Origin of the sequence: Bacillus sp. AG4(2022), assembly GCF_031844465.1 — a bacterium.
Taxonomy (GTDB): Bacteria; Bacillota; Bacilli; order Bacillales; family Cytobacillaceae; genus Bacillus_AB; species Bacillus_AB infantis.
Genome location: NZ_JAUZVH010000002.1, coordinates 333,576 through 353,564 on the forward strand (window position 1 = coordinate 333,576; position 19,989 = coordinate 353,564).

Sequence of the window (19,989 nt, forward strand, 5' to 3'; positions counted from 1 at the left end):
TTTCTTGAAATAGAAGAGAGGGATTAACCCTCTCTGTTAGATTATTTTCTATTCATTCTTGTTTGCATCTGAATACCTTTCCACAATTCAGAAGGGTTATCAGCTTTAATGGTGGCATTGTGAATATGATAAGTATCACCTTGAGGAGACACGATGGACGGTACATTAGGAGTCAAGCTATTCATCAAAGTTCCAATATTGGCAAATAAGTTGCTGAAATTCTTAGGTGGAATCTGAACCTCACCGACTAATGACTTAGTGAATAATTCTCCGGGTTTTAGCTTATGATTACCTAATCTATTTACCATCTCAGCAAGCCTACTACCATGTGATTGACCAACAACTCCACCGTCATGATATTTCTTCAATTGGTCATAGTTAAAGTTATCTGTGCCAACATCATACTTCTCACGCAACTTCTGATTCTCTATAGCTGCCTTAGAAGCACCACTTGCACCAGATTCATAAGTTTTCTTATTCTGCACATACTTATTAAAATCTGCTTCACTCATGCCGAATGGATTATCAGAGCCATTTAACCCCGGGACTCCCGGTAAACTCACTTTAATACTAGCCAGTGATTTAAATATTTCCTTAATCACAGACACTTGTGAGTTCAGTTGAGTAGCATAATCACCCATTACATCTAAGTTCATACCGTACCATTGCTGCATAAAGGAATCTAGATTCAATGTACCATTTTGAGCAGACTCAAGAACAGATTTCCACTTTTCCTCTTCATTCCTAACAATGTCATCTTTAGCTTTCCTCAGTCTGTCAATTTCATCATTGATTGCCTTTTTCAAGTCTTCACGTTGGTACTGTTCCAGCATTTCATTGCGTTGTTTCTCTAACTCAGATACTCTTTCTTGGTTATAAGTGAGGATTTCTTTACCTTCACTTGTGATATAGCTGAATCGCTTATCATTTTTAACCTTAGAAATCTCATCATCAATTTCTCTGAGTTTCTGTAACCGATCTTCTTTTTCGATTTCCTCATCAAGTTGATTTAACCTTTCCTCTTGTCGTTCAATTAATGTGTCGTAATAATCATTGATACCTTCAATTTGCTTATCTCGAAGCTTACTTAGTTGGTCAACAAGGGAACGATTCAATTCATTATTAAGATTCTGCAAGTCCAATTTCAATTGCTTCAGTTGGTTGGAATACTCTTCGCTGGATTCAATTGAAAGGTCTTGTTTCTTTAATAATTCATCAAGCTTATTGATTTCATCGACAATTAACTTCTGCTTTTCTCTGAGAAGTTTAGATTGATTTACAGTTTCAGCGTTGTATTTCTCAGAACCTTCAACGTAAAGTTCCTGAATACTCCTAGACAATTCAAGGTTATAGTTTACATCTTCAATTGCTTTAGCATATTTGTGAAGGGCGTTAGTCACAATCTGAGCGTTAATCTCATCTCTGCCTTGTGCAATTTCATACCTACGGTCAATCAAACCTTGAAGTTGTTCACTTACTTCTGCAACCTGAACAGCAGATAGTTTTCCAGATGCAATTAACTGACGCATATAATTGATTTCTTTTTCGTTCTGAGTTTGTTTCTCTTTGTAGTAGGCGATTAATTGACGGAGTTTGAATCCATACTCAGAAGTACCTTCAGAAAGATTATATAGTGAGTTAGTTGTATTCTGGATATTATTGTCTTGGTCACGAATACGCTTCTCAAATATATCTATAGGAAGCTTCAATAGTTCAAAATTCTTCTGTGCAATTTCAGCTTCAAGGTTTAGCAATTCAGCCTGAAGCGAAGTTAAATCAGACTTAGCACCATCAATGGATTGCATTTGTTCAGCGACAGATTGACCAATTTTTAAACTTTCTAGGTATTGCTTAGGATCAATTGCTTTACCATCTTGCTCAATTTGTAAGTGAAGGTGAGCACCCCTAGAATCTCCTGTGTTACCAACCTGACCAATACGCTGACCTGCTTCAACCCTTTGACCTGCTTTAACTTCAGGAGTTTTCAGCATGTGCATATACTTGGCTACAGTACCGTCATCATTCTGTACAACAACCCAGTTACCTGCAGACTTAGAATAGGTAGCAGTAATAACTTTACCGGACTGAAGGGACTTGATGACTGAACCTGACTTACCATCAGATAAATCTAAACCTTGATGCGGTTTACTACGGAAAGATTCTTGAGAGCCAAATTGAGATGTCTGACGGAAATTGCTTAGGTAATAGTCTGCTACGGATTGGGATGCAGAAGAGATAGCCGCATTTGTTTGACCAAATTGAGCTAAAATCTTATCTGCATAAGACTTAACACCTTTCCATGAATTAGCACCAGAGTTGAGAATTTTGGATACATTACCAGCACCTGCATTGTAAGCCCACAGTGCTTTCCTAATATCTCCACCAAACTTCTCAATTTGTTGAGCAATATACTTAGTTCCACCCATAATATTATCAAGTGGATCATAAGCGTTTTTAACTCCTAAACTTTTTGCTGTAGAAGGCATGAGTTGCATTAAACCTTGAGCACCAGCAGACGAACGAGCATTAGGATTAAAACTTGACTCAGCTTGAATCATAGCAGCAATTAGATAAGGGTCAACTCCATAGGTAGATGCAGCTTTATTAATTTCATTTGCATATTTACCTGTGTAAGATGAAGCAGCAGTACCTTTGATGATGCCTGTTTGTTTAACAATACCTGAGTCAATTTGAGACTTAAGAGATTTAGCCTGATCCTGCATAAGTTTCTTTTGCTTCTCCATAAGAGCAATTTCACTTTTAAGTGCATTCTGATATTGCTTAGAGTAGGAAGGAAACTTGGCTTTGATTGCTTCTTGTTTTTCTAGTTCAAGACGGACACTCTCAAGAGATTGCTTATACTTGTCGGTAATATATACAGATTCCTCTGTGGTCTTGTTAACTTTCTCTGTAGAACTTGAAACTTTATCATTAATTGCAGGTATCTGTGCCAATTCAAGTGATGTTGTATTAATACTATCTGATAAGTTATCTAATTCTTGAGTAGCTTTATCCAACTCATAGAAAGGCTCTCCACTCAAGTCACCGACACGCATCATTGCTCTAGCATAATCGTCAGCAGAGATTTTACCTTCTTCATACATCTTCGTATACTTATCACCAATAGAAGCAAATGAATCCAGTAAACTCTTTTGTGCTTTAACTTCAGCCTTAATATTCTCAATTCTGGCTTTAGTATTTAGGGCAGATGCAAGGGTAGATTCTTGTTGCGCTGTTAGTTGACCATTTGCAGCAGCTTCAACAGCTTTAATTAGAACATTGTTTGTACGAGCTTCATTGAGCATCGCATCAATGTTCATCTCACTACCTTTGATGAGATGAGGGTAGGTTGAGCTTAGGAATGATGTTGCTTCCGCAAGAGCGTATTTTTGCGCTTCGCTGAGAGACTCCTGATTAGAGAGAAGTTGATACACTTTAGCCATTTCATATGTAGTATCAATACTATTTTGGGAAGCACCCACTGCCATTTCAGCTGCCGATTTAAATTCTTCAAGTGATGAAGAGGCAAACTCCGCAGCTTCGGCAGATGCTTCCATTCCTTCAGCACTTTGTAAAGTACTTTCAGCCAATCTGTCAGTTATCGCAGTAATTTGCTCTTGGGTCAATGAGGCTTCTTGTAGAATTGAAGTGTATTCACTGACGTTATCTTTGTTATTTTTGTAGGCATTGCCAAATTTAATAAGTGCCTTTAATTGTTCTTCGTCAAGGTCACTATACAATGAAGATCCCAATTGACCGTTAAACGTTTCTTGTATGCTCTTAGATAAACTTTGATAACCTGATGTAAGAAATTCAACTTGCTTTTGTCTCTTCTCTAAGTCTTCTACCTGTGCTTCTTTATTATTTACATCATCAAGAGTTTTGGAATACTCTTTCATATCAGAACTGTGCTTGTTCATAATGAGATTATATTGACCATACTCATCTGCAGCTTCTCTTAAAGCTTTCCCACTCAAATTAGCAGTTCTTTTTTGATACTCTTTAGCTGCATCGACAAGAGAAATAACATTGTACTTCTCTTGATAAGCTATCATAGTATCATAGAAGCCTGATATTTCATCTTTTTGTTCAGACATCTTCACTTTGAGAGAATCTAATTCGTTCTTTGCATCAGAAAGGTCAATATTTAGTTGAGCAGTTGCACTCTTTAACTGCTCATCAGACATCTTCCTTAAGCTATTTGCGAATTGGTCAACTTTATCTTTATTGATGGTTAAGGAGTTACCATATTTATCTGTGTTTTCAATTACGTTAGGGGCAATTCTATTGATTTCATCAAGAACACTCGAAAGTTCTTTCTGAGCTTTTGAATTGTTTTCTGCATGAGGTTTTAATTCCTCATATTTTGCTGCTAGTTCCTCTAACCTGTCGGCAGATTGAGAAGACTTTTCTGCGGCTTCGATAAATGTGTCAACTGATTCACCGTAAGCTTTACTCGCTCCAAAACTAGCCGTTGCTAAACCTTCGAGAGCTATGACTCCGAGACCAATCCACCCGAGGGATAGTTTTGCTCCAGTAGCTGCTGCCTTTAAAGCAATAAATGCTTTTGAAACCCCATAAATTGAAAGGGCTACAAGTGGAAGGATAATATTTAAACCCTTAGTTGTTTCAGTAAAAGCACTAAATCCATTCATCATAAAAGTAAGGGACTTAACAATTGCCATAAATGATTGACCGAGACCGTTCGCTCCAACAGCCACGCTCATTTCAGTGAAACTTGACTTCAAGATATTCAATTGTGCAGCCATTGACTGAAGATACTTTTCGTTCTCCTTCATCGCACTGCCATGAGAATTCATTGCAGTGTTAGTGGCATCAATTGCAATATCTGCACTTCGCATTAAGGCTATAAACCTAGTGAGTTGATCTCTTCCCGCCAGAGTTACGGAAATATTTTCTTGCTGAGATTTTGAAAGAGTGCTCCACTTCACTCTTAAATCTGACAGTATATCGGAAACATCTCGACTATCTCCAGCTGCGTTCTTTATACTGATTCCAATAGAGTTGAGGATATTTTCGGCAGGCTTCATGGTTGTAATCCTAGAATAAATCGTTTTCAAAGCCCGTCCAATAATTGAACCTGACTCAAAGGTGACTGATGAAATACTTGTAATGTCGCCAATGAGTTCATCAATACTTACCCCAAAACTTGCTGCCACGCCAGAAGCTTTAGCCATGGCTTCACTTATCTGCTTTGTTGAAACGGCAAAATTATTATCGACCTCGTTCATTTTATCAATAATTGACATGGTTTCTTCAGCTTGAATTTTGTACACATTCATAGTCGAAATCATGTTGTTCATAGCTTCTTCTGGAGACAAATCGGATACGTTAGAAGCTACGGTTGCCGTTTTTGCTAAGTCCATCAATTGTTTCTTAGTATATTCTCCAGCCCGTGCAAATCCGTTAATTGCTTGCAAAACATCATGAACATTGTTTCCCAACTCTTTAGACAACTGAATACTCTCAGTCAATAATTCATTAAAAGTAACAGGAGCCTCATCCATAACCCTCTTCAACTCGGTCATGGCACTGTCGACCAAGAGCACTTCTTGAGTCATTAGCCTTACCATTTTTACAGTGCCAAATATAGCCGTAGTAGCCGCAGTCCATATAGCTGTGCGTGAGAGCGCAATATTTAATTGCTGCCCAAAGGAGGCTGTGCTTGTCGCAGCTTGGTTAGTAGCTTGTGTCATTTGTTGAATTTGAGATGTAGTTTGTTGTGTACTTGCAGCAGCTTGATGTTGCATGTTACCAAATTGTGAAAGTTGGCTTTGTAGACCAGCAAGAGAAGAGTGGTCTAACTCTACCTTAATTTTAATTGGTTTAATTTTGCCTTCAATTTCACGAATTTTTTTGTTTATTTCTTGAGTTGATTGGTTTATATTTAGACTTGCAGTAACCAGAATTCTTAAATCATTAGACAAAGTAAACCACCTCCTTAAAAATAAAAAAGGAGGGTGATTTAATCACTCTCCAATTTGAACTCCGAAATCCTTATTCAATTTATTTAATACCTTATCAAAGTTTTCTTTTGTTTCATTTTTAACTTTTCCATCATCCTGAAAATCAGCCAAATAAACTGTCTGCAAAACGAATAGCTGCTCTGTAAGTTCAATGAACTGTTTTTCATTTTCATCTTTTGTAGTTGCTTTGATTTCACTAAGACTGTCGAGTGATGTGATTTCAACATTGTTTGCAGACTCAATATCAGTTTTAATTTTTTCTAATGAACTTATAAAGTTAGAACCTTTATCAAATGTTTGATTGCTGATATTTTTAGTATTTACTTCAGTATTTTGCCCACAACCAGTAACTAATAGTAAAACGAATAGAAGACTTAAATAAAGCTTCAATGGTTTCTCACCTCAATTAGCGTTTGAAACCATTATATGCAATAATAGGCAAAAATAAAAGTCGTCTAACTATTTATTAGACGACAATTCAATCCATGATTCATTAATTTTTTTATTAGTCCTTCCATATTGTCTTCCAAGTCCTCAGGGAATAACGCAATAAACTTGTAATCTTTATTCTTGTTAAAGAATTCGATCTTCCGTTTCGCTTTATCTGTATACCTCTTTTGGTATTCACGGGTAGATTCATCCATAAATAATCCAAAGTACTCTACTATAGTGTCGTTATTAATTATCCAATCTGGGACATACATTTCATCGCACTTAGAGTTCACAAATTGGAATCTGTCACCTTGACTAGGCTTGATCACACTGTCAAAGTTCTTCAATAATAAGTCGTGAATTTGTTTTTCTTCGATAGAGTCAAGTTTTGTGTTATCTATCTCACTAATTCGATTAGAATAATTTACATAATTAATATCTTTACCGTAAATCATACTCAGCATGAATGGTATGTCATATTTATTATCAAGGGTTGCTAATTTATATTTCTTTAATGATTTGCTGATATTAAGGCTGGTAATTTCGCTGACTTCACTAATTAATCCATCCTTTATTATTTGTTCAACAAACCAGATAAGTGATTCTCTTAAATTGTTTGGATCATTCCAGAAATCGTTTGGTACATGTCTATACTCCCATCTGTTCCATCTGCCTGGGTATAAATAATCTATTGCGTAAAAGGGAGAGGTCTTAAACCGATGAGTTAGCATGGAGTCAAGTTTATACTTCTTAAATAATTCTCTAGTTGCAACCTTTGGTAAATCATTCTCATCTGTAATTACTTTGTCTTCAAGTAACTTTTGTATGAACCAATCCATCATTTCTTTGATGTTTTTTTCGTCTTTATAGTAATTTAATGGCACATTAAAAAACCACAATTTAAACTTGATTGGATCAACAAAGTTCGCGAGTTTAGAAAATGAGTTATTAAATCTTTTTAGTATTCCACTAATCTTATACTCTCTTAGTTTCTTTGCATATGACATTTTGGGCAAGTTGTCTAATGAAGGAATAGTTCCATCTTCAACTAATTTATTCATGAACCAATAGAATCCTTCTTTTACATTCTCATCGTCTTGCCAAAATCCATCGTCCACCATATTCATTTCCCACTGTTTCACCTCATTATTGAATACCAAATTTAAAAGTTTATTAATTCCAAAGTGATCAACCATGCCTTGTAATTGATACTTCTTAAAATTTTTTTGAGATAAGAACAGTTTTGCTTCTTCTCTTGAAGAAATAATTTTGGTATCAATAAGTAGTTCTATCAAGAAATTAACAACGTTCTTAGCTTGATTAATATCCATATTTAAAACAAATCCATCAGGAAATTGTCTTAATTCTCCATTGTGTATTTTCTTATATAATTCTACTTCATCATAACTAGAATGTAATTCTTTATGTTTTTTAATCTTGTTCAGTGAAATTCTCTCATAGCTACATTTTTTACAATATACGGTTCCATGTTTATTTATCATTCTATACATTGATCTAACGGCAATTGGAAACTCTTCCTCGCAACCTTCGTTATCGCAAATATAGCTAACTGTAAATGTAGCTTGTTCAGTTAGGTCTTCTGCTTTTATAACTATTGGAGTTCCTATTCCTGTGTATTGGTATCCTTTACTTTCAAGATAAACTTTTGATTTTGTTCCCCAAGTAGTCTCTATCGTTTGATTTGGAGCAAGCAAAACTCATCATCCTCTCATCATTCATCTCCCACAAAAGAAAATCGGCAAGAGAGTAGGGGAGAGGAACTTCTACTTTCTTCATGGGTAGCTATCCCATTGCACTCCTGCCAAATTATAAACAATCCATATACTCCACAATATGTAGCCTCATCAGCTATCAATTTATCAACCTTATTAATCAGTAACCTCATCGAGTGTTACTTTTCCATTGTGACAATCCAACTCAATCTCATTACCATTACAGTCTGTTGCCACAACTTTATAGCTAACTATCAAATCTGGGTGAGTCCTGTAACCAACATCCATCAACGCTAATGTTTCATCATTAAACTTGGAAGGCAGGGAAACGTCTAACTGCAAAGTGCCGTGAACATTTAACATTTATATTCCTCCTCTAATTGTGTAATTACATATGTGTAACTTGTTGTTAATTAGATATTACACTTACGTAATTATTAAGTCAACAGTTATTGACAAAGAAATTTATCAAAAGTAATATTGAATTAAGTAATTACACATGTGTAGGGAGGATTGTATGGCTGAAACTCATACAAGATATATAGCAAAGCCTAAATTAAAGGAATTATTAAAGTCCAAAAAGATTAAAGAGAAGATCGGCAGCCAAAAAGAACTTGCACGATTAGTCGGTGTCAAGGAACCTACAATAAGTCGTTTTGATAATCAAACCAGATATGACATAAATACACTGGTGTCAATAAGTAAAGAACTTGGGGTATCTATTGAGGATCTATTCACAATAGAAGAAAATCCTAATTATATACAATTGGATATACCAGACCTTACTGATGATAATATGAAAGAAGTTGCTAATTTCCTTAGTTCAATGCTGGAGAGAGATATAATAAAGCCGACATTCTACCAAGACGGTCAACCAAAGAGTGTATCATTTAGTGAGTATGTTTCAGATGAAGAAAAGAAGAAGTTAAGTAACCTTGTCATTGCGTTGAGTGACCGAATTGATAAATTAAAATAAAACCACAACAAAAAACACACTCCTTCAACCCAGAGTAGGGAAGAGGGAAGTGTGTTTTAAAGTGTTTTTAAATGCGAAATCCCCACCAAAAAGGCAGGGATCTCTGTTTGAATTCTGTAAGTAATTCAGTTGTCGACCACCACTCCGCAGTCGATAATGTTTGATATAAGTATATGTTAAACCAGATTTCCTTATTCGTCAAGAGGTAATTTACATTATTCAGCAATTATGGAATTAAATTTATCTAAAATTTCTTTAACTCTAACTGGATCAACGTTTCTTTTACCACTCTTTATACCATCAATTTTTTCAAGCCTTCTGAAATGTACAAATTTAATCTGATTAAAGAGTATATAGCTTTTGACTATCGAAGGGTTTTTACTCGGTAATCTTAAGTCGTCATAATATAAAATTTCTCCACCTTTTGGTTCAACGCTTGTAAGAGGCGCAATTAGATACATACTACCGACTATATTGGATAAAATAATACCGTAATGGTCGCTATCTAATTCGTCACAATAACCTGAACCGAAATCAACATTCACTATATCCCCAATTTTTAAATTACTTGGATATAGTGTTGGTAGATGCCTACTTCTTTTTTGCTTCAGTTTTTTAAATTTGCGTACACTTTCAGCATCAGTTTTAAACTTCAGTGGGCGAATTTCTTTATTTAGTTCAATTTGCTTTTTGTTATGATACCCATCCTTCAAAAGCTTTAACACCCATTCTGAGTAATTTACAGAAAAATCTTTATCTCGATCAAGAAGTATCCCATATATACTTTTTATTAAATCATTTACATAGTCCTTTTGATCACTATTTCTTAAAGTCCCCAAAACCTCTCCCCCATTCTTCTCTATATTTTACCATATTTCGAGAATTATAGGAGATTTGTTGTAGATAAATGGGAGGTTTTATTACTTCAATTTCAAGCAGTCAGCCGATAAACTCAGCTGCACTGATTCAAATAAAAGTTGAATTTCAATTACTCAAAAACCGAACATATTATCAACAATCTCATTAGTGTGATCCTTGGCATAGCTCTGCGTAGTCTTGGGGTCAGAATGGTTAACGAATACCTGAACCTCTTCAAGAGTAAACTTTTTCGGCTTACCTTCTTTATCTAGAATCCTTGTGTCCTGTCCTTGAAGCAAGCATTCAATCCTAGAGTGACGCAGTGAGTGAGGGAAGAATTCAATTGTTTTACCTTCAATTTCACTGAGTATCTTACTCATTGCAACGACACGATCATACAAAGCCCCATAAGTTACAGGCTTCTTATTTTCACCTTTACCCATAATCCATAGTGAATCAATATCGTCTTCGCCACGTTGCTCAAGATACATGCCAATTAACTCTTTAGTATCATTCAAGTAGACAGGCTTATATTTCTTTCCCCGTTTACCAACAACCTCATTAGTTCTGTTGCCATCTAATAGACCATGCTTAGTAATCTGAAAAGCTTCATTTCTTCTTGCAGCACTATCAAACATAAGCATAAGAAGGGTAGCATCCTGTAATTTGTTGCGGCTAATTAATTCCTCACGAAGTCTCATTACTTGATCAAATGAAAGGAAGAAGTCATCCTCATTTGTTTTTACTGCTTCTTTAGGTAATCCCTTAACCTTTTTTGCAATATTATTGTCATACTCATAGTCATCATCATCTTCAATATAAGTGAGAAGTGACCTGACAGCAGACATTAACCTGTTTGCTCTAGCATTACTTACTTTTAATTCTTCTGACAGGTACAAACTAAAGCGTCTGAAATCCTTCTTATTCAATTCAGTAATGGCTTTATTGCCTAATTTTCTATATATGTATAGCATAACGATTCTTAAGTCATTGAAGTATTGTTTTAGAGTGGAGTCCTTAATTTTTCTTTGACGATACTCTTCAAGGAAATCTTCAATCATTAGTTTATTTTCGTTATTGACTAATTTCCATTCTTCTTCGTTAAAGATATAGTTATATACTCTACCACGCTTGCTTGTCATTATTTCACCTCCTACTTAACATCTAGTCCTATATTCCTTAAATCCTTACGTAATCCCTCTTTCAATTGACTACTGCCATCAAGCTCTTTACGTGTATTTTCAGTAAAGGGGCGAGCCTTTCCATCATAGGGGAATTCGTATTGGTAGCCGATTCCGGTTTCTACAATTTCAGCGACATATCTATTTCCGTCACGCCTATCATTGTATACAGCAATTCCATCTGCAGTAGGCTCAGACTTCCAGTTGTTCTTTAGTTCATATGTCCTCTTATAAGAGTTAGGGTTATTTGGATTAGGTGTATACACATCATAAACATCTTTCTGAACGTGTCTTTTTCCGGCTTCGATGACTGTATTTTTAACGCCATTACCTTGATCCATAGCTTTCTTGCTCAATTTTGAAAACTGCTTCTCTAAATCCTGCAAATTCTTAAATGTTGTCAAATTATATCAACTCACTTATTGAATAACTTTGTTGTTTGCTCTTGCATTAAACCCAGCTAACAGCTCTTTATTTTTCAACTCTAAGTTTGCAACTTCATTAATCATTTTTTGATTCATTTTTTCTAGGAACAGATAATTGCTACCAAACTTACTTAACTGATCAAATACTTTTTGGATTTCTTGTGGAAGGAAAACTTCTTCAATAATCTGCTCAAAGTAACCTGAATCAACAAGAGACTCAATCTCGTTCAGTTGTCCAATTAGTGTAGAAGCTTTTAGTTGGTTTTTAAGGTGGGTAAAGTGCTTAATACACATAAAGAGGACATATTTGTGAGTCATATTTTCATTAAGCTCTAATTCTTCTGGCTTAGATTTCATCATAGAAGCCATCTCTTCGAGCATTTTTTCAATCATTTGAGGTGGGAACACAGGGTGGAAGGTGAGCGTCTCACCAGTTTCAAATTCAAACACTTCTGTTTCATTTATTTCTTTTGCTTTCTTCTTAATCTGAGAAAATTTAATATCAGTCTTAGCCATTTATTTATCCTCCTTTTAATCCTAAAAAATAGTGGGGAATATTAACCTACCATTAAATTAATTATCACCTGAAGTATCAATCCAAGGTTTCCCCTCAGGCGGGGTATTCCCTATAACTATTGAATTAGAAGCTTGCTCTTTTAAATCTGCTATCTCTTGTAATAAATCTTTGTTATCTACTGTGACTAATGGTGCATTCTTTTTTGTTCCGTATCCCATTAGACATACCTCGTCACTATATAAGCCGCTGATCCAGTTACTCCAACTGTTTTACTAGGAGTTCCACCGACATTAAATTCTGCAGATTCGCCCTTAGGAATAGTTAGGTTAATGCCATTTACGTTAAACACGCCATCATTAGCAGCGTCCCTATTGTAAATCCCTATAGATTGAATAGGTTGTGAGAATGTGAGTGTTCCTGAAACCGCATCAGTGTGTGTTTTCTGTTCTTCAACCTTAGTGCCGATAATTTGGACATTACCTTGTACTGAAAGTGGATTAACTTTGCCAACCAAGTTCCCGGCTTCGTCTAAAAGTTGATAAAACGGAGCTTCTTTTCCTAAGTGTGTTTTCATTAATCCTGATTGCTTATCTTTAAACTGGGGAACAGGAATTTTACCTTGTTTATCCTTAATCAAAACTTCTGTTTCATTAGGCACTGATAACTCCTCCTTTGATTTTGTAATGTAGAAGGGGAGAGTATAGAGTCTCCCTCTTCAATATGGAAAATGACAATCTTACTAAGATATCAGGCTGGGCAAGCCACATTGTTGACACAGAGAAGAATATTCTTCAATGTGCTACCAAGTTATGTACGATGTGCCATATGTGGCGAAATCAGGGTGTGACGTCAACCGGAATACGTTTTACAACTCCAACTTCAGTAGAAGTCCTTGGTTTAACTACACGCAGGTTGTTGGCTTGAGCTTGTGCAGAACGTTCAGCAGCAGTGTTGATACTGAAGTTTCCAGTAGGAACAGCTTTGTAGAACTCATATTGAAGCTTGTGAGTTACACGCTCTTCTGACTCATCTACTTCAACAGTCTCAAGAACTGCTTTAACGCCTTTAGCAAACACAGAGTTATCAATTTTGAATTCTTGAGTTTCAGCAGGGGTATCATATACATAAGTACGGATCTCAACTTCATCTCCAATGGCAACTGTCGGAGAAGCAGATACAAATGTAACTTTATTATCAGTTACAGAGAAACCTGTTACTTTCTTTCCTTCTTCGTTGTAAATAGCCATTTCGTTAACTGTTGAAGGTGTATTCTCAAGTTCAATTTCTACAGTTCCATTATTGTCTTTGACAAGATACCATTTAGGCATAGCGTATGCTTTACCAGCACCAGTAACGATATCTTGACCAAATTGTTTAGCCATCCAATCGAAACGGAATTGAATATCATTTGTAGAGATGTTGATATCACGGTCTGAGTGAAGAACCCCTAAAAGTTGGTTTCCACGAGCACCACGAACGTCTTGCTCTTGAACAGCGACTTCGATATTACCGTCTTGAAGAGTGGTAGTACCAATTACATCACCGTCATTGTCAATTAAAATCATTTCAAATACATCAGCGATAACTGCCATGTAAAAATTCCTCCTAAGAATATTTAATTATTTTTTATTGAATTAGGAATTATCCTAAAGCTTTACTAATGTTGAGGTTTTCTTTGCTTTTAAACAAATCCTTATAAGGATCAGCATATAAATCGAAGGACTCAGCAAAATGATCAAGTTTTACTTCACTTGGGTTTACATTTGAGTTTCCGTAAGTTAAGGAATTGGTATCATAAACCTTCAACCTTGTAATCCTTTGAAACTCAGCTTTCAGTTGATAGATACTATAATTCTCAATATCCCAGTAATGTTTACTAGAATATGTGGCAATAGTGGTTATCATATCTTCAAAAGTTATATTGGCAGCATTCTTACTTTTTGCTTCCAAAGCTTTTTCTGCCCATCTTGCCATTAGAGGATCTTTATATATCTTTGGTTCAAATATTATGTTTTGATGAAGTGCAACTTCTCTCAATAAATCATAATTGCTGTCACAAATTATTTGCTTATTTTTGTTTTCAAAGTATACACTGTCTTCTAAGTACTCCATTGTGAATGAATCTGTTCTTGTTAGGATATTAAATATTCCACATAAGACTTCTACAATCGGTTCATCTCTCAAGTTGATAACTATCCCCGTCAGCAATGGAATGTCCAAGTCTTTGTTAAAATGTTTTTTCGATATCATTAAAATACTTAAGTAAGACTCAAACTCATCCCAATCTTTAACTCTTACTGGATAAACATCACCTATCAAATCAATTTGTGATGGTTTTTGCAGGATGTTAGCTAGACTCATTTTCTTCCCACTTTGAATTTATAAACATGTTGATATTGGACGTAGTTAGGAACAGTACCAATGGGAGAGCCTTGAACATAGTTTACGGTACTTATACCTGTGATTTTTTCACGAACAAGTAACTCGTTCAGCCTATCCCCAATCCTCATGGAGCGAAGATCTTCCTCATAATCCATATGACATAGAATATCGATGACTATTTCTTGCCAAGCCAAGTGATAACTACTTTCAGGATTTCTACCTCCAGCATAGATATATAGCCTACATAGAGGTTCTCTATCTAAGTCTTCAGTCTTTGGAACGAGCATAAACCTTTTTTCACGTATGTCCTTCAATGTCTCAGGGTCTAATTCGAGGATGTTTGGTAAACTCGCATCAAGGGGATCTAATCCATCTGAACTTTTATAAATGGTAGGGTAGTAGAGTAATCGGTTTAATATTTCATCATTCTTTATAACTTTAACGAAACTTCTCATGTTTTCATATTGACCCATTAATTACACCTCCATTTTTGCCCTTAAAGTTAAGATTCCAATTCCATTTATCACCTTAGACATGTCAAAATTCAAGACTTTGTACTTCGCACCATACATGTTAAATTCATATCCAAGTTGTAATTCTGAATGGTAGGGGAGAGTTATTGAGATTTCGCCTTCAGGAAGCCAAATTTGGTCATTATTTTCATTCACCCTGTAACTTGATTCAACTATGCAAGGGATTAATTCCGTTTTACCTTCAATCCACTCAGTAAGTGGTTCGCCAGTAAGGTCATTGTACATGACTTCACCTTTGGAATTTCTCTTTAAAACTCTTGTTTTACCGGATTGGATAGGTAGGGTGGAGTTGCATAGTTGGACTTTAGCAGTCGGGTAAACTTCATTTATTCCCTCAGAAAGGAAATCCAATGTTAGATAGTATGATGAGTTAATCCTAATGACTGAACCGATATCTATTTTGGTATCAGGTCTAAAGATTAATTTCTTCTTATTGCTATCTTTTTCTTGCCTTATCATTGCAACTGTATTTACATCATTTACCGTTATAGTTGTGGAGAGGGGAGAGGTGTCAAAATTGTCAGCAAAGACTTCCTTATTCCTATCCATTAGTGAATTGTCAGATTGAAATTGCTTTTGGTTCACTAAGTCCTTGAAAGTTTGAAAGTAATCACTCATATTGACCACCATAGATACTTTTCTCTTTCCAAGTTAAACGGTCACGACTGAAATAAGTCACCATAGAATTAAAGATAGAAGCTTCGATTGTTTCTAGCATATCCAGATATGTTTTTCTATCATTCGCAGGGCTAAAGAGGACATCGATTTCACTGGTTCTAAATTGCATTCCATAAGCTTTGAGTTTATTCCTATCTTCCTCTATGTAGGCTAGATACATTAAGTCAGAAAGTAAGCTGATTTCTTGAGGAACTAATGACTCAGTGAAGGACTGCCCAATATCATCTTTATCATAGAAATTTATATCTGGTAGCCCATATGAATAAAGTTTATCTATGGCTCTTTCGAGTAAAGAAGTCATATGGTCATCTAGGATTACTTTTACTTCGTCCTCAGATAAATTTCTATAATTAAAGAATTGATTATCGCCCTTTAATTTCCTGATGAATTTATCAAAGATAGCATTGTATGGGGTACTCATTGTTAGATCACCTCAATTAGCTATTCTTTTTAGGTCTGCCAGCCTTTTTAACAGGTTCTGGTTCTTTTTCAACCGATGGGGTATTAGATTTCAAATCATTGACCATTTTAAGAAGGTCTTGAATGGCATTAGTGGACTCCTGAATAGTTTGCTTATCAGCAGCTTTTTCTTTCTCCATGCTTTCAATTTTCTTAGACAGTTCAGCAACTGTTTTCTTAAGAGCATCGTCATCATTTTTCTTCTTATCTGCATCTAGAAGTCGGTTAATCTCACTGTCAGGATTGCGCTTACCACCGTATTTAAGCTCATTATTTCTTTCAAGTACTACTGATGAAACAGTATGAGGTGGAATAGATCCTGCCCGTTCCATTCTAAAGAGAAGAGACTTCATCCTAGTTAGAAGAGTAGATGATTTTAAATTGCTTATTTTTCTAATGTTTTCAACTGAGTCATCTTTAAGCTGTTCAATTAACTCTACATCCGTTTTAATGTTTTCCCTGTCTTCAATTCCAAGTTTCTTATATACTTCTTCTTCCTCTTCAGGATTAAAACGAAGTCGCCCAACTTTGAACAAATCAGATTTTGTGTTTTCTGCTTCGATATCATCCAAGGATACTCGCTCAACTACAAATTCCTCATCTTCATCTCGACCACGAACAAAAACTCCTTGGGCGTTGTGTTGACTAGGAAAGCCAACAGGTGATAACTCATAGTTATAAACTCTTACTTTGCCATTTAGTAAATCCATACTTTTCACTCATCTCCTTTTAAAATAAGAAGAGGGCTAATCAATGATTAACCCTCAAACTTGATAGTTATTATGCAAATTTAATACGAGCAATCTTATCTAGGTAGTAGATAGCGTAGTCGAAATCAAATCCAGTGAACTTCAGGCTAACTTTTTCAGCATTGTGGTCATAAGTTTCATACATTCTCATTTCACCACGAAGGTCAGCTTCACCGATTTTACCAGCAATACCGAAGATACGCTTGTCAGGAACAAGAGTTTGACCTTTAGCAGTTTTCTTAGCAGTAGGGATAGAAGAAAGTGCCACACCGTCAAACATTGCAAGACGACCTACACGGTTAAGCTCATTCTTAACTTCATTGCTCAAGAAAGACTCATAACCTTGAATGCGTTGAAGGCTGTCGATGTATTTAGAAAGTCCAACCATGAAAGGATTTCCTTCAGACATGTCACGCAGGTAACGAGCAAGAATTTCTGCATTTGCAGGAGTAAGGGCAGAACCTGTATCAATGTTTTGATCACCAGTTGTTGCATCAAGAGCAGCGTCAATTCCAGCAAACAGACGAGAGAATAATTCCTGCTCGAATGCGTTACGAGTAAGCTCAGACATTTTAGCGATAGACTTCCAACCGTTTTTACGAAGGTCAGCATAGCTCAGTTCAGTTTCTGCTTGAAGAGCAATTTTCTTAACTTCAAATAGACCCGGATCTACATAACTCTTAGGGACGTTACCACCACGAACAGCATCATGAACTTTAATTGTGTTCTTAGGTAGACCAGTGAATTTCTTTTCGTCAAACTCACCAATGCTATCCATATCAAAGATTTCAGACAGGATGCTGTTATCAGGAGTGAAAAGAAGTGGTTCAACAGTTTTCTTGATTAGCTCAGAAACTAGAACAGTATTTTCAGATGTTTTACCAGACGTGCCGATTTCAGAAGCAAAGTTATCAAGGATTTCAATTGCTTCCCTGTCGTCAGCTTGAAGAGTGTTCAGGCGAGCCTTTTCAGATAGTTCAATGATATTCTTTTCGGAAACGGCAGAAGCCACTTCAGTAGTGTACAATTTAGACATTAAATATTTCCTCCTTGGAATTTATCCTTATAGTTATTTGTATAATTATTTTTTTTATTAAGCTACAGTTACAGGGTCAACGACTTGGAATTGCTTAAGAACTTTGTCTCCGTCAAGGTATTCGCCAACATATTTAAACTTGCTTACTTTACCAACAGCAGCAGGTGAGAATAGACCGTTTGCAGCTACAGCATATTTACCAACAGTAAAAGTCCCAGTTGTTTGGTCAGTAGCAAATTGCCCACCTACACCATAAGTTACGAGAACTGCTTGTTTATTTGCTTTTACTGTGTCCATAGAAGCATCATACTGAGATACATAGACATCAGAAAGATCTCCAGAAGTTTGAGCGTCAAAGTCAACAATGTGTACTTGTACACCTTCGTCATTAGCTTTACCAGCAGTTTTAGTAGCAAGATTCTTAGATACCAATTGTCCACGCTTTACATCTTCAGAAACCGTATAGATTTCAACAACTTTAGGTGATTCGATTACGTTACGTAGCATTAATAGTTCCTCCTTGGAATTGTATAATTATATTTAATTAAGTAATTATGAATTACTTTTTCAACCATGACATTACAACATCTTTAGCAGTCAAGATACCATCTTCACCAGCGTTATTTAAATCAGTTTTACCTTTAGCAGAAGGAGTGGACTCACTAACTTCTACAGTATTCTCTTCTTGAGAAGTTACTTTTGATTCTTTGAATTTAGCAATAGCCTTGCGACCTTTGATAACTTCAATTTTTTCTTGGCTTAATTCATAGTTATCAAGAGTCAACTCAGAGATAATAGTAGAAAGTGTTTCATCAGATTCTAGTTCTTCACCTGCAATGAGTTCATCTTCGAGAGCAAAAGCTTTGAGCTCTTCTTTCTTTTCAGCCAATTGTTTTTCCAATTCAGCCTTCTCAAGTTCTTCAACTTTTTCTTTGTATTTAGCAAGTTCAGATACTTGTGTTTCCAAAGCTTCTTTTTCTTTGCTAAGTTCAGTGATTGATTTACCAGCTTCAGCAATATCTTTTTCAGCAGAAGACAATTTATCTTCAAGTTCTGAAATTTGGGTTGCTACTTCTTCTTTCTTAACGAAAGTCATTTTAACTTCTTCTTGAGAAGTAATGCTGATTGTTTCATCAGAATTCACTGTGTAGTTAAATTGAACATAGTCTTCATCTGAAGCACGATCCCAAGTGTATGCGATTGCTTTATAATCATAAGGATACAATGCAGCCACATAAAACCACTTATCTTCGTTGCTTGCATTAATAGCTTTTCTTACCTTCGTGTAAATATCATTATCAGTCATAGCCGATAATTCATTTTCTTTATTTTTTGGCATTTCTTCATTTCCTCCTTCATCAGGATTATTTTCATCCACTTGTTCAGCAGAATCCGTATTATTATGTATATCATGTAGTAGGGCATTTGAAAGATCATAATTCATTTCATCATTGCTTGCTACTTCTAATACACCAGCGCCTTTTACAGCACCTTGAACATTACTTCCTAAGAGACAGTTACCGATAAACTCAAACACTTTTAGAACTTTGCCTTTTTTAGTTTTCTTTGTCTCAGATGAGCTGATTTCCCATGAGCTAGATATATTTCCATCTTCCCAAAGTTTGTCGAACACCTTGAAGTATTCAGGGAATCTACTTTTCCAAAGCTTAGTCTTAATCATGATTACATTTTTAAGACCTTCATATCCGTCAACTTCACGTTCTTCAATCCATGATTCTGTAACAGAGCCAATTGGGAATGTGGCAAAATAGTAATCAATTTCTTTTGTATCAGAGTTATACTTAGCTCTTAGTTCATGTCCACCAAAGTCATTTGGTTTACCGTCTTTATCATATTTCAGATATGCAAGGATAGGATATCCAATAATAGAACTATGATATTTTTCGCCTTCATCTTTTTCAATTAAGACGTCATTTAAGTTGTATTCATCTAATACTGAAATTAAGAAAGTCGCCTCTTTATGATTAGCAAATTCACTTATTTCAATAGGAGTACTAGAGAGAAGAAACTTTTCCATTTAGT

General features: G+C 35.6%; 20 protein-coding genes. 1 reads left to right on the forward strand and 19 read right to left on the reverse strand.

Translation table 11 applies throughout. The features are described from left to right. Positions 1 to 41: 41 nt before the first annotated feature. The 4 genes from Q9R36_RS07215 to Q9R36_RS07230 form a co-directional block, all read right to left on the reverse strand. Entirely contained in the window at positions 42 to 5,948 is a 5,907-nt protein-coding gene (locus Q9R36_RS07215; protein WP_311224718.1) for a phage tail tape measure protein, read from the reverse strand. Positions 5,949 to 5,990: 42 nt separating this feature from the next. Beyond that, on the reverse strand, positions 5,991 to 6,377 hold the full coding sequence (locus Q9R36_RS07220) for a hypothetical protein (protein WP_311224719.1): 387 nt from the start codon (positions 6,375 to 6,377) through the stop codon (positions 5,991 to 5,993). 65 nt (positions 6,378 to 6,442) lie between these two features. Continuing rightward, positions 6,443 to 8,134 carry a DUF4046 domain-containing protein gene (locus Q9R36_RS07225; protein ID WP_311224720.1) on the reverse strand — a complete coding sequence of 564 codons (1,692 nt, stop codon included), beginning with the start codon at positions 8,132 to 8,134 and terminating at the stop codon, positions 6,443 to 6,445. A gap of 174 nt (positions 8,135 to 8,308) precedes the next feature. Then, entirely contained in the window at positions 8,309 to 8,515 is a 207-nt protein-coding gene (locus tag Q9R36_RS07230; protein WP_311224721.1) for a hypothetical protein, read from the reverse strand. Positions 8,516 to 8,669: 154 nt separating this feature from the next. Here Q9R36_RS07230 and Q9R36_RS07235 point away from each other — a divergent pair, with 154 nt between their 5' ends. After that, on the forward strand, positions 8,670 to 9,128 hold the full coding sequence (locus tag Q9R36_RS07235) for a helix-turn-helix domain-containing protein (protein ID WP_311224722.1): 459 nt from the start codon (positions 8,670 to 8,672) through the stop codon (positions 9,126 to 9,128). 215 nt (positions 9,129 to 9,343) lie between these two features. On the opposite strand, the gene Q9R36_RS07240 is transcribed toward Q9R36_RS07235, so the two are convergent. The 15 genes from Q9R36_RS07240 to Q9R36_RS07310 all read right to left on the reverse strand — a co-directional run bounded on the left by Q9R36_RS07240 (position 9,344) and on the right by Q9R36_RS07310 (position 19,984). After that, on the reverse strand, positions 9,344 to 9,967 hold the full coding sequence (locus tag Q9R36_RS07240) for a hypothetical protein (protein ID WP_311224723.1): 624 nt from the start codon (positions 9,965 to 9,967) through the stop codon (positions 9,344 to 9,346). A 153-nt stretch (positions 9,968 to 10,120) separates the two neighbouring features. Beyond that, on the reverse strand, positions 10,121 to 11,128 hold the full coding sequence (locus tag Q9R36_RS07245; RefSeq protein WP_311224724.1) for a tyrosine-type recombinase/integrase: 1,008 nt from the start codon (positions 11,126 to 11,128) through the stop codon (positions 10,121 to 10,123). 11 nt (positions 11,129 to 11,139) lie between these two features. After that, entirely contained in the window at positions 11,140 to 11,571 is a 432-nt protein-coding gene (locus Q9R36_RS07250) for a hypothetical protein (protein WP_311224725.1), read from the reverse strand. 15 nt (positions 11,572 to 11,586) lie between these two features. Continuing rightward, a complete protein-coding gene (locus tag Q9R36_RS07255) occupies positions 11,587 to 12,108 on the reverse strand; it encodes a hypothetical protein (protein ID WP_311224726.1) in 522 nt (173 codons plus the stop codon). Between the two features lie 57 nt (positions 12,109 to 12,165). Then, positions 12,166 to 12,327, reverse strand: coding sequence for a hypothetical protein (locus tag Q9R36_RS07260; RefSeq protein WP_311224727.1), 162 nt, complete (start codon positions 12,325 to 12,327; stop codon positions 12,166 to 12,168). Then, a complete protein-coding gene (locus Q9R36_RS07265; protein WP_311224728.1) occupies positions 12,327 to 12,767 on the reverse strand; it encodes a hypothetical protein in 441 nt (146 codons plus the stop codon). The genes Q9R36_RS07260 and Q9R36_RS07265 overlap by 1 nt, the downstream gene beginning before the upstream one ends. Positions 12,768 to 12,945: 178 nt before the next feature. Next, positions 12,946 to 13,701, reverse strand: coding sequence for a hypothetical protein (locus Q9R36_RS07270; protein ID WP_311224729.1), 756 nt, complete (start codon positions 13,699 to 13,701; stop codon positions 12,946 to 12,948). 49 nt (positions 13,702 to 13,750) lie between these two features. Further along, positions 13,751 to 14,470, reverse strand: coding sequence for a hypothetical protein (locus Q9R36_RS07275; protein ID WP_311224730.1), 720 nt, complete (start codon positions 14,468 to 14,470; stop codon positions 13,751 to 13,753). Beyond that, complete coding sequence (locus Q9R36_RS07280) at positions 14,467 to 14,964, reverse strand: hypothetical protein (protein WP_311224731.1); 498 nt, start codon at positions 14,962 to 14,964, stop codon at positions 14,467 to 14,469. Before Q9R36_RS07280 ends, Q9R36_RS07275 begins: the two co-directional genes overlap by 4 nt. A 3-nt stretch (positions 14,965 to 14,967) precedes the next feature. Next, entirely contained in the window at positions 14,968 to 15,642 is a 675-nt protein-coding gene (locus Q9R36_RS07285; protein WP_311224732.1) for a hypothetical protein, read from the reverse strand. After that, positions 15,635 to 16,123: a hypothetical protein gene (locus Q9R36_RS07290; protein ID WP_311224733.1), complete on the reverse strand. Its 489-nt coding sequence runs from the start codon at positions 16,121 to 16,123 to the stop codon at positions 15,635 to 15,637. The genes Q9R36_RS07285 and Q9R36_RS07290 overlap by 8 nt, the downstream gene beginning before the upstream one ends. A 16-nt stretch (positions 16,124 to 16,139) precedes the next feature. Continuing rightward, positions 16,140 to 16,871 (reverse strand): hypothetical protein, encoded by a 732-nt coding sequence (locus Q9R36_RS07295; protein WP_311224734.1) that lies wholly within the window; start codon positions 16,869 to 16,871, stop codon positions 16,140 to 16,142. Between the two features lie 70 nt (positions 16,872 to 16,941). Further along, positions 16,942 to 17,946 (reverse strand): hypothetical protein, encoded by a 1,005-nt coding sequence (locus Q9R36_RS07300; RefSeq protein ID WP_311224735.1) that lies wholly within the window; start codon positions 17,944 to 17,946, stop codon positions 16,942 to 16,944. Between the two features lie 57 nt (positions 17,947 to 18,003). Beyond that, positions 18,004 to 18,453 carry a hypothetical protein gene (locus Q9R36_RS07305; protein WP_311224736.1) on the reverse strand — a complete coding sequence of 150 codons (450 nt, stop codon included), beginning with the start codon at positions 18,451 to 18,453 and terminating at the stop codon, positions 18,004 to 18,006. Positions 18,454 to 18,505: 52 nt separating this feature from the next. Further along, positions 18,506 to 19,984, reverse strand: coding sequence for a hypothetical protein (locus tag Q9R36_RS07310; protein WP_311224737.1), 1,479 nt, complete (start codon positions 19,982 to 19,984; stop codon positions 18,506 to 18,508). Positions 19,985 to 19,989 lie beyond the last annotated feature (5 nt).

Excerpts from the sequence above, each read along its gene's own strand:
- Q9R36_RS07230 (WP_311224721.1), bottom strand. The coding sequence starts at position 8,515 with ATGTTAAATGTTCACGGCACTTTGCAGTTAGACGTTTCCCTGCCTTCC.
- Q9R36_RS07235 (WP_311224722.1), top strand. The coding sequence starts at position 8,670 with ATGGCTGAAACTCATACAAGATATATAGCAAAGCCTAAATTAAAGGAA.
- Q9R36_RS07245 (WP_311224724.1), bottom strand. The coding sequence starts at position 11,128 with ATGACAAGCAAGCGTGGTAGAGTATATAACTATATCTTTAACGAAGAA.
- Q9R36_RS07255 (WP_311224726.1), bottom strand. The coding sequence starts at position 12,108 with ATGGCTAAGACTGATATTAAATTTTCTCAGATTAAGAAGAAAGCAAAA.
- Q9R36_RS07260 (WP_311224727.1), bottom strand. The coding sequence starts at position 12,327 with ATGGGATACGGAACAAAAAAGAATGCACCATTAGTCACAGTAGATAAC.
- Q9R36_RS07270 (WP_311224729.1), bottom strand. The coding sequence starts at position 13,701 with ATGGCAGTTATCGCTGATGTATTTGAAATGATTTTAATTGACAATGAC.
- Q9R36_RS07275 (WP_311224730.1), bottom strand. The coding sequence starts at position 14,470 with ATGAGTCTAGCTAACATCCTGCAAAAACCATCACAAATTGATTTGATA.
- Q9R36_RS07280 (WP_311224731.1), bottom strand. The coding sequence starts at position 14,964 with ATGGGTCAATATGAAAACATGAGAAGTTTCGTTAAAGTTATAAAGAAT.
- Q9R36_RS07285 (WP_311224732.1), bottom strand. The coding sequence starts at position 15,642 with ATGAGTGATTACTTTCAAACTTTCAAGGACTTAGTGAACCAAAAGCAA.
- Q9R36_RS07290 (WP_311224733.1), bottom strand. The coding sequence starts at position 16,123 with ATGAGTACCCCATACAATGCTATCTTTGATAAATTCATCAGGAAATTA.
- Q9R36_RS07295 (WP_311224734.1), bottom strand. The coding sequence starts at position 16,871 with ATGGATTTACTAAATGGCAAAGTAAGAGTTTATAACTATGAGTTATCA.
- Q9R36_RS07300 (WP_311224735.1), bottom strand. The coding sequence starts at position 17,946 with ATGTCTAAATTGTACACTACTGAAGTGGCTTCTGCCGTTTCCGAAAAG.
- Q9R36_RS07305 (WP_311224736.1), bottom strand. The coding sequence starts at position 18,453 with ATGCTACGTAACGTAATCGAATCACCTAAAGTTGTTGAAATCTATACG.
- Q9R36_RS07310 (WP_311224737.1), bottom strand. The coding sequence starts at position 19,984 with ATGGAAAAGTTTCTTCTCTCTAGTACTCCTATTGAAATAAGTGAATTT.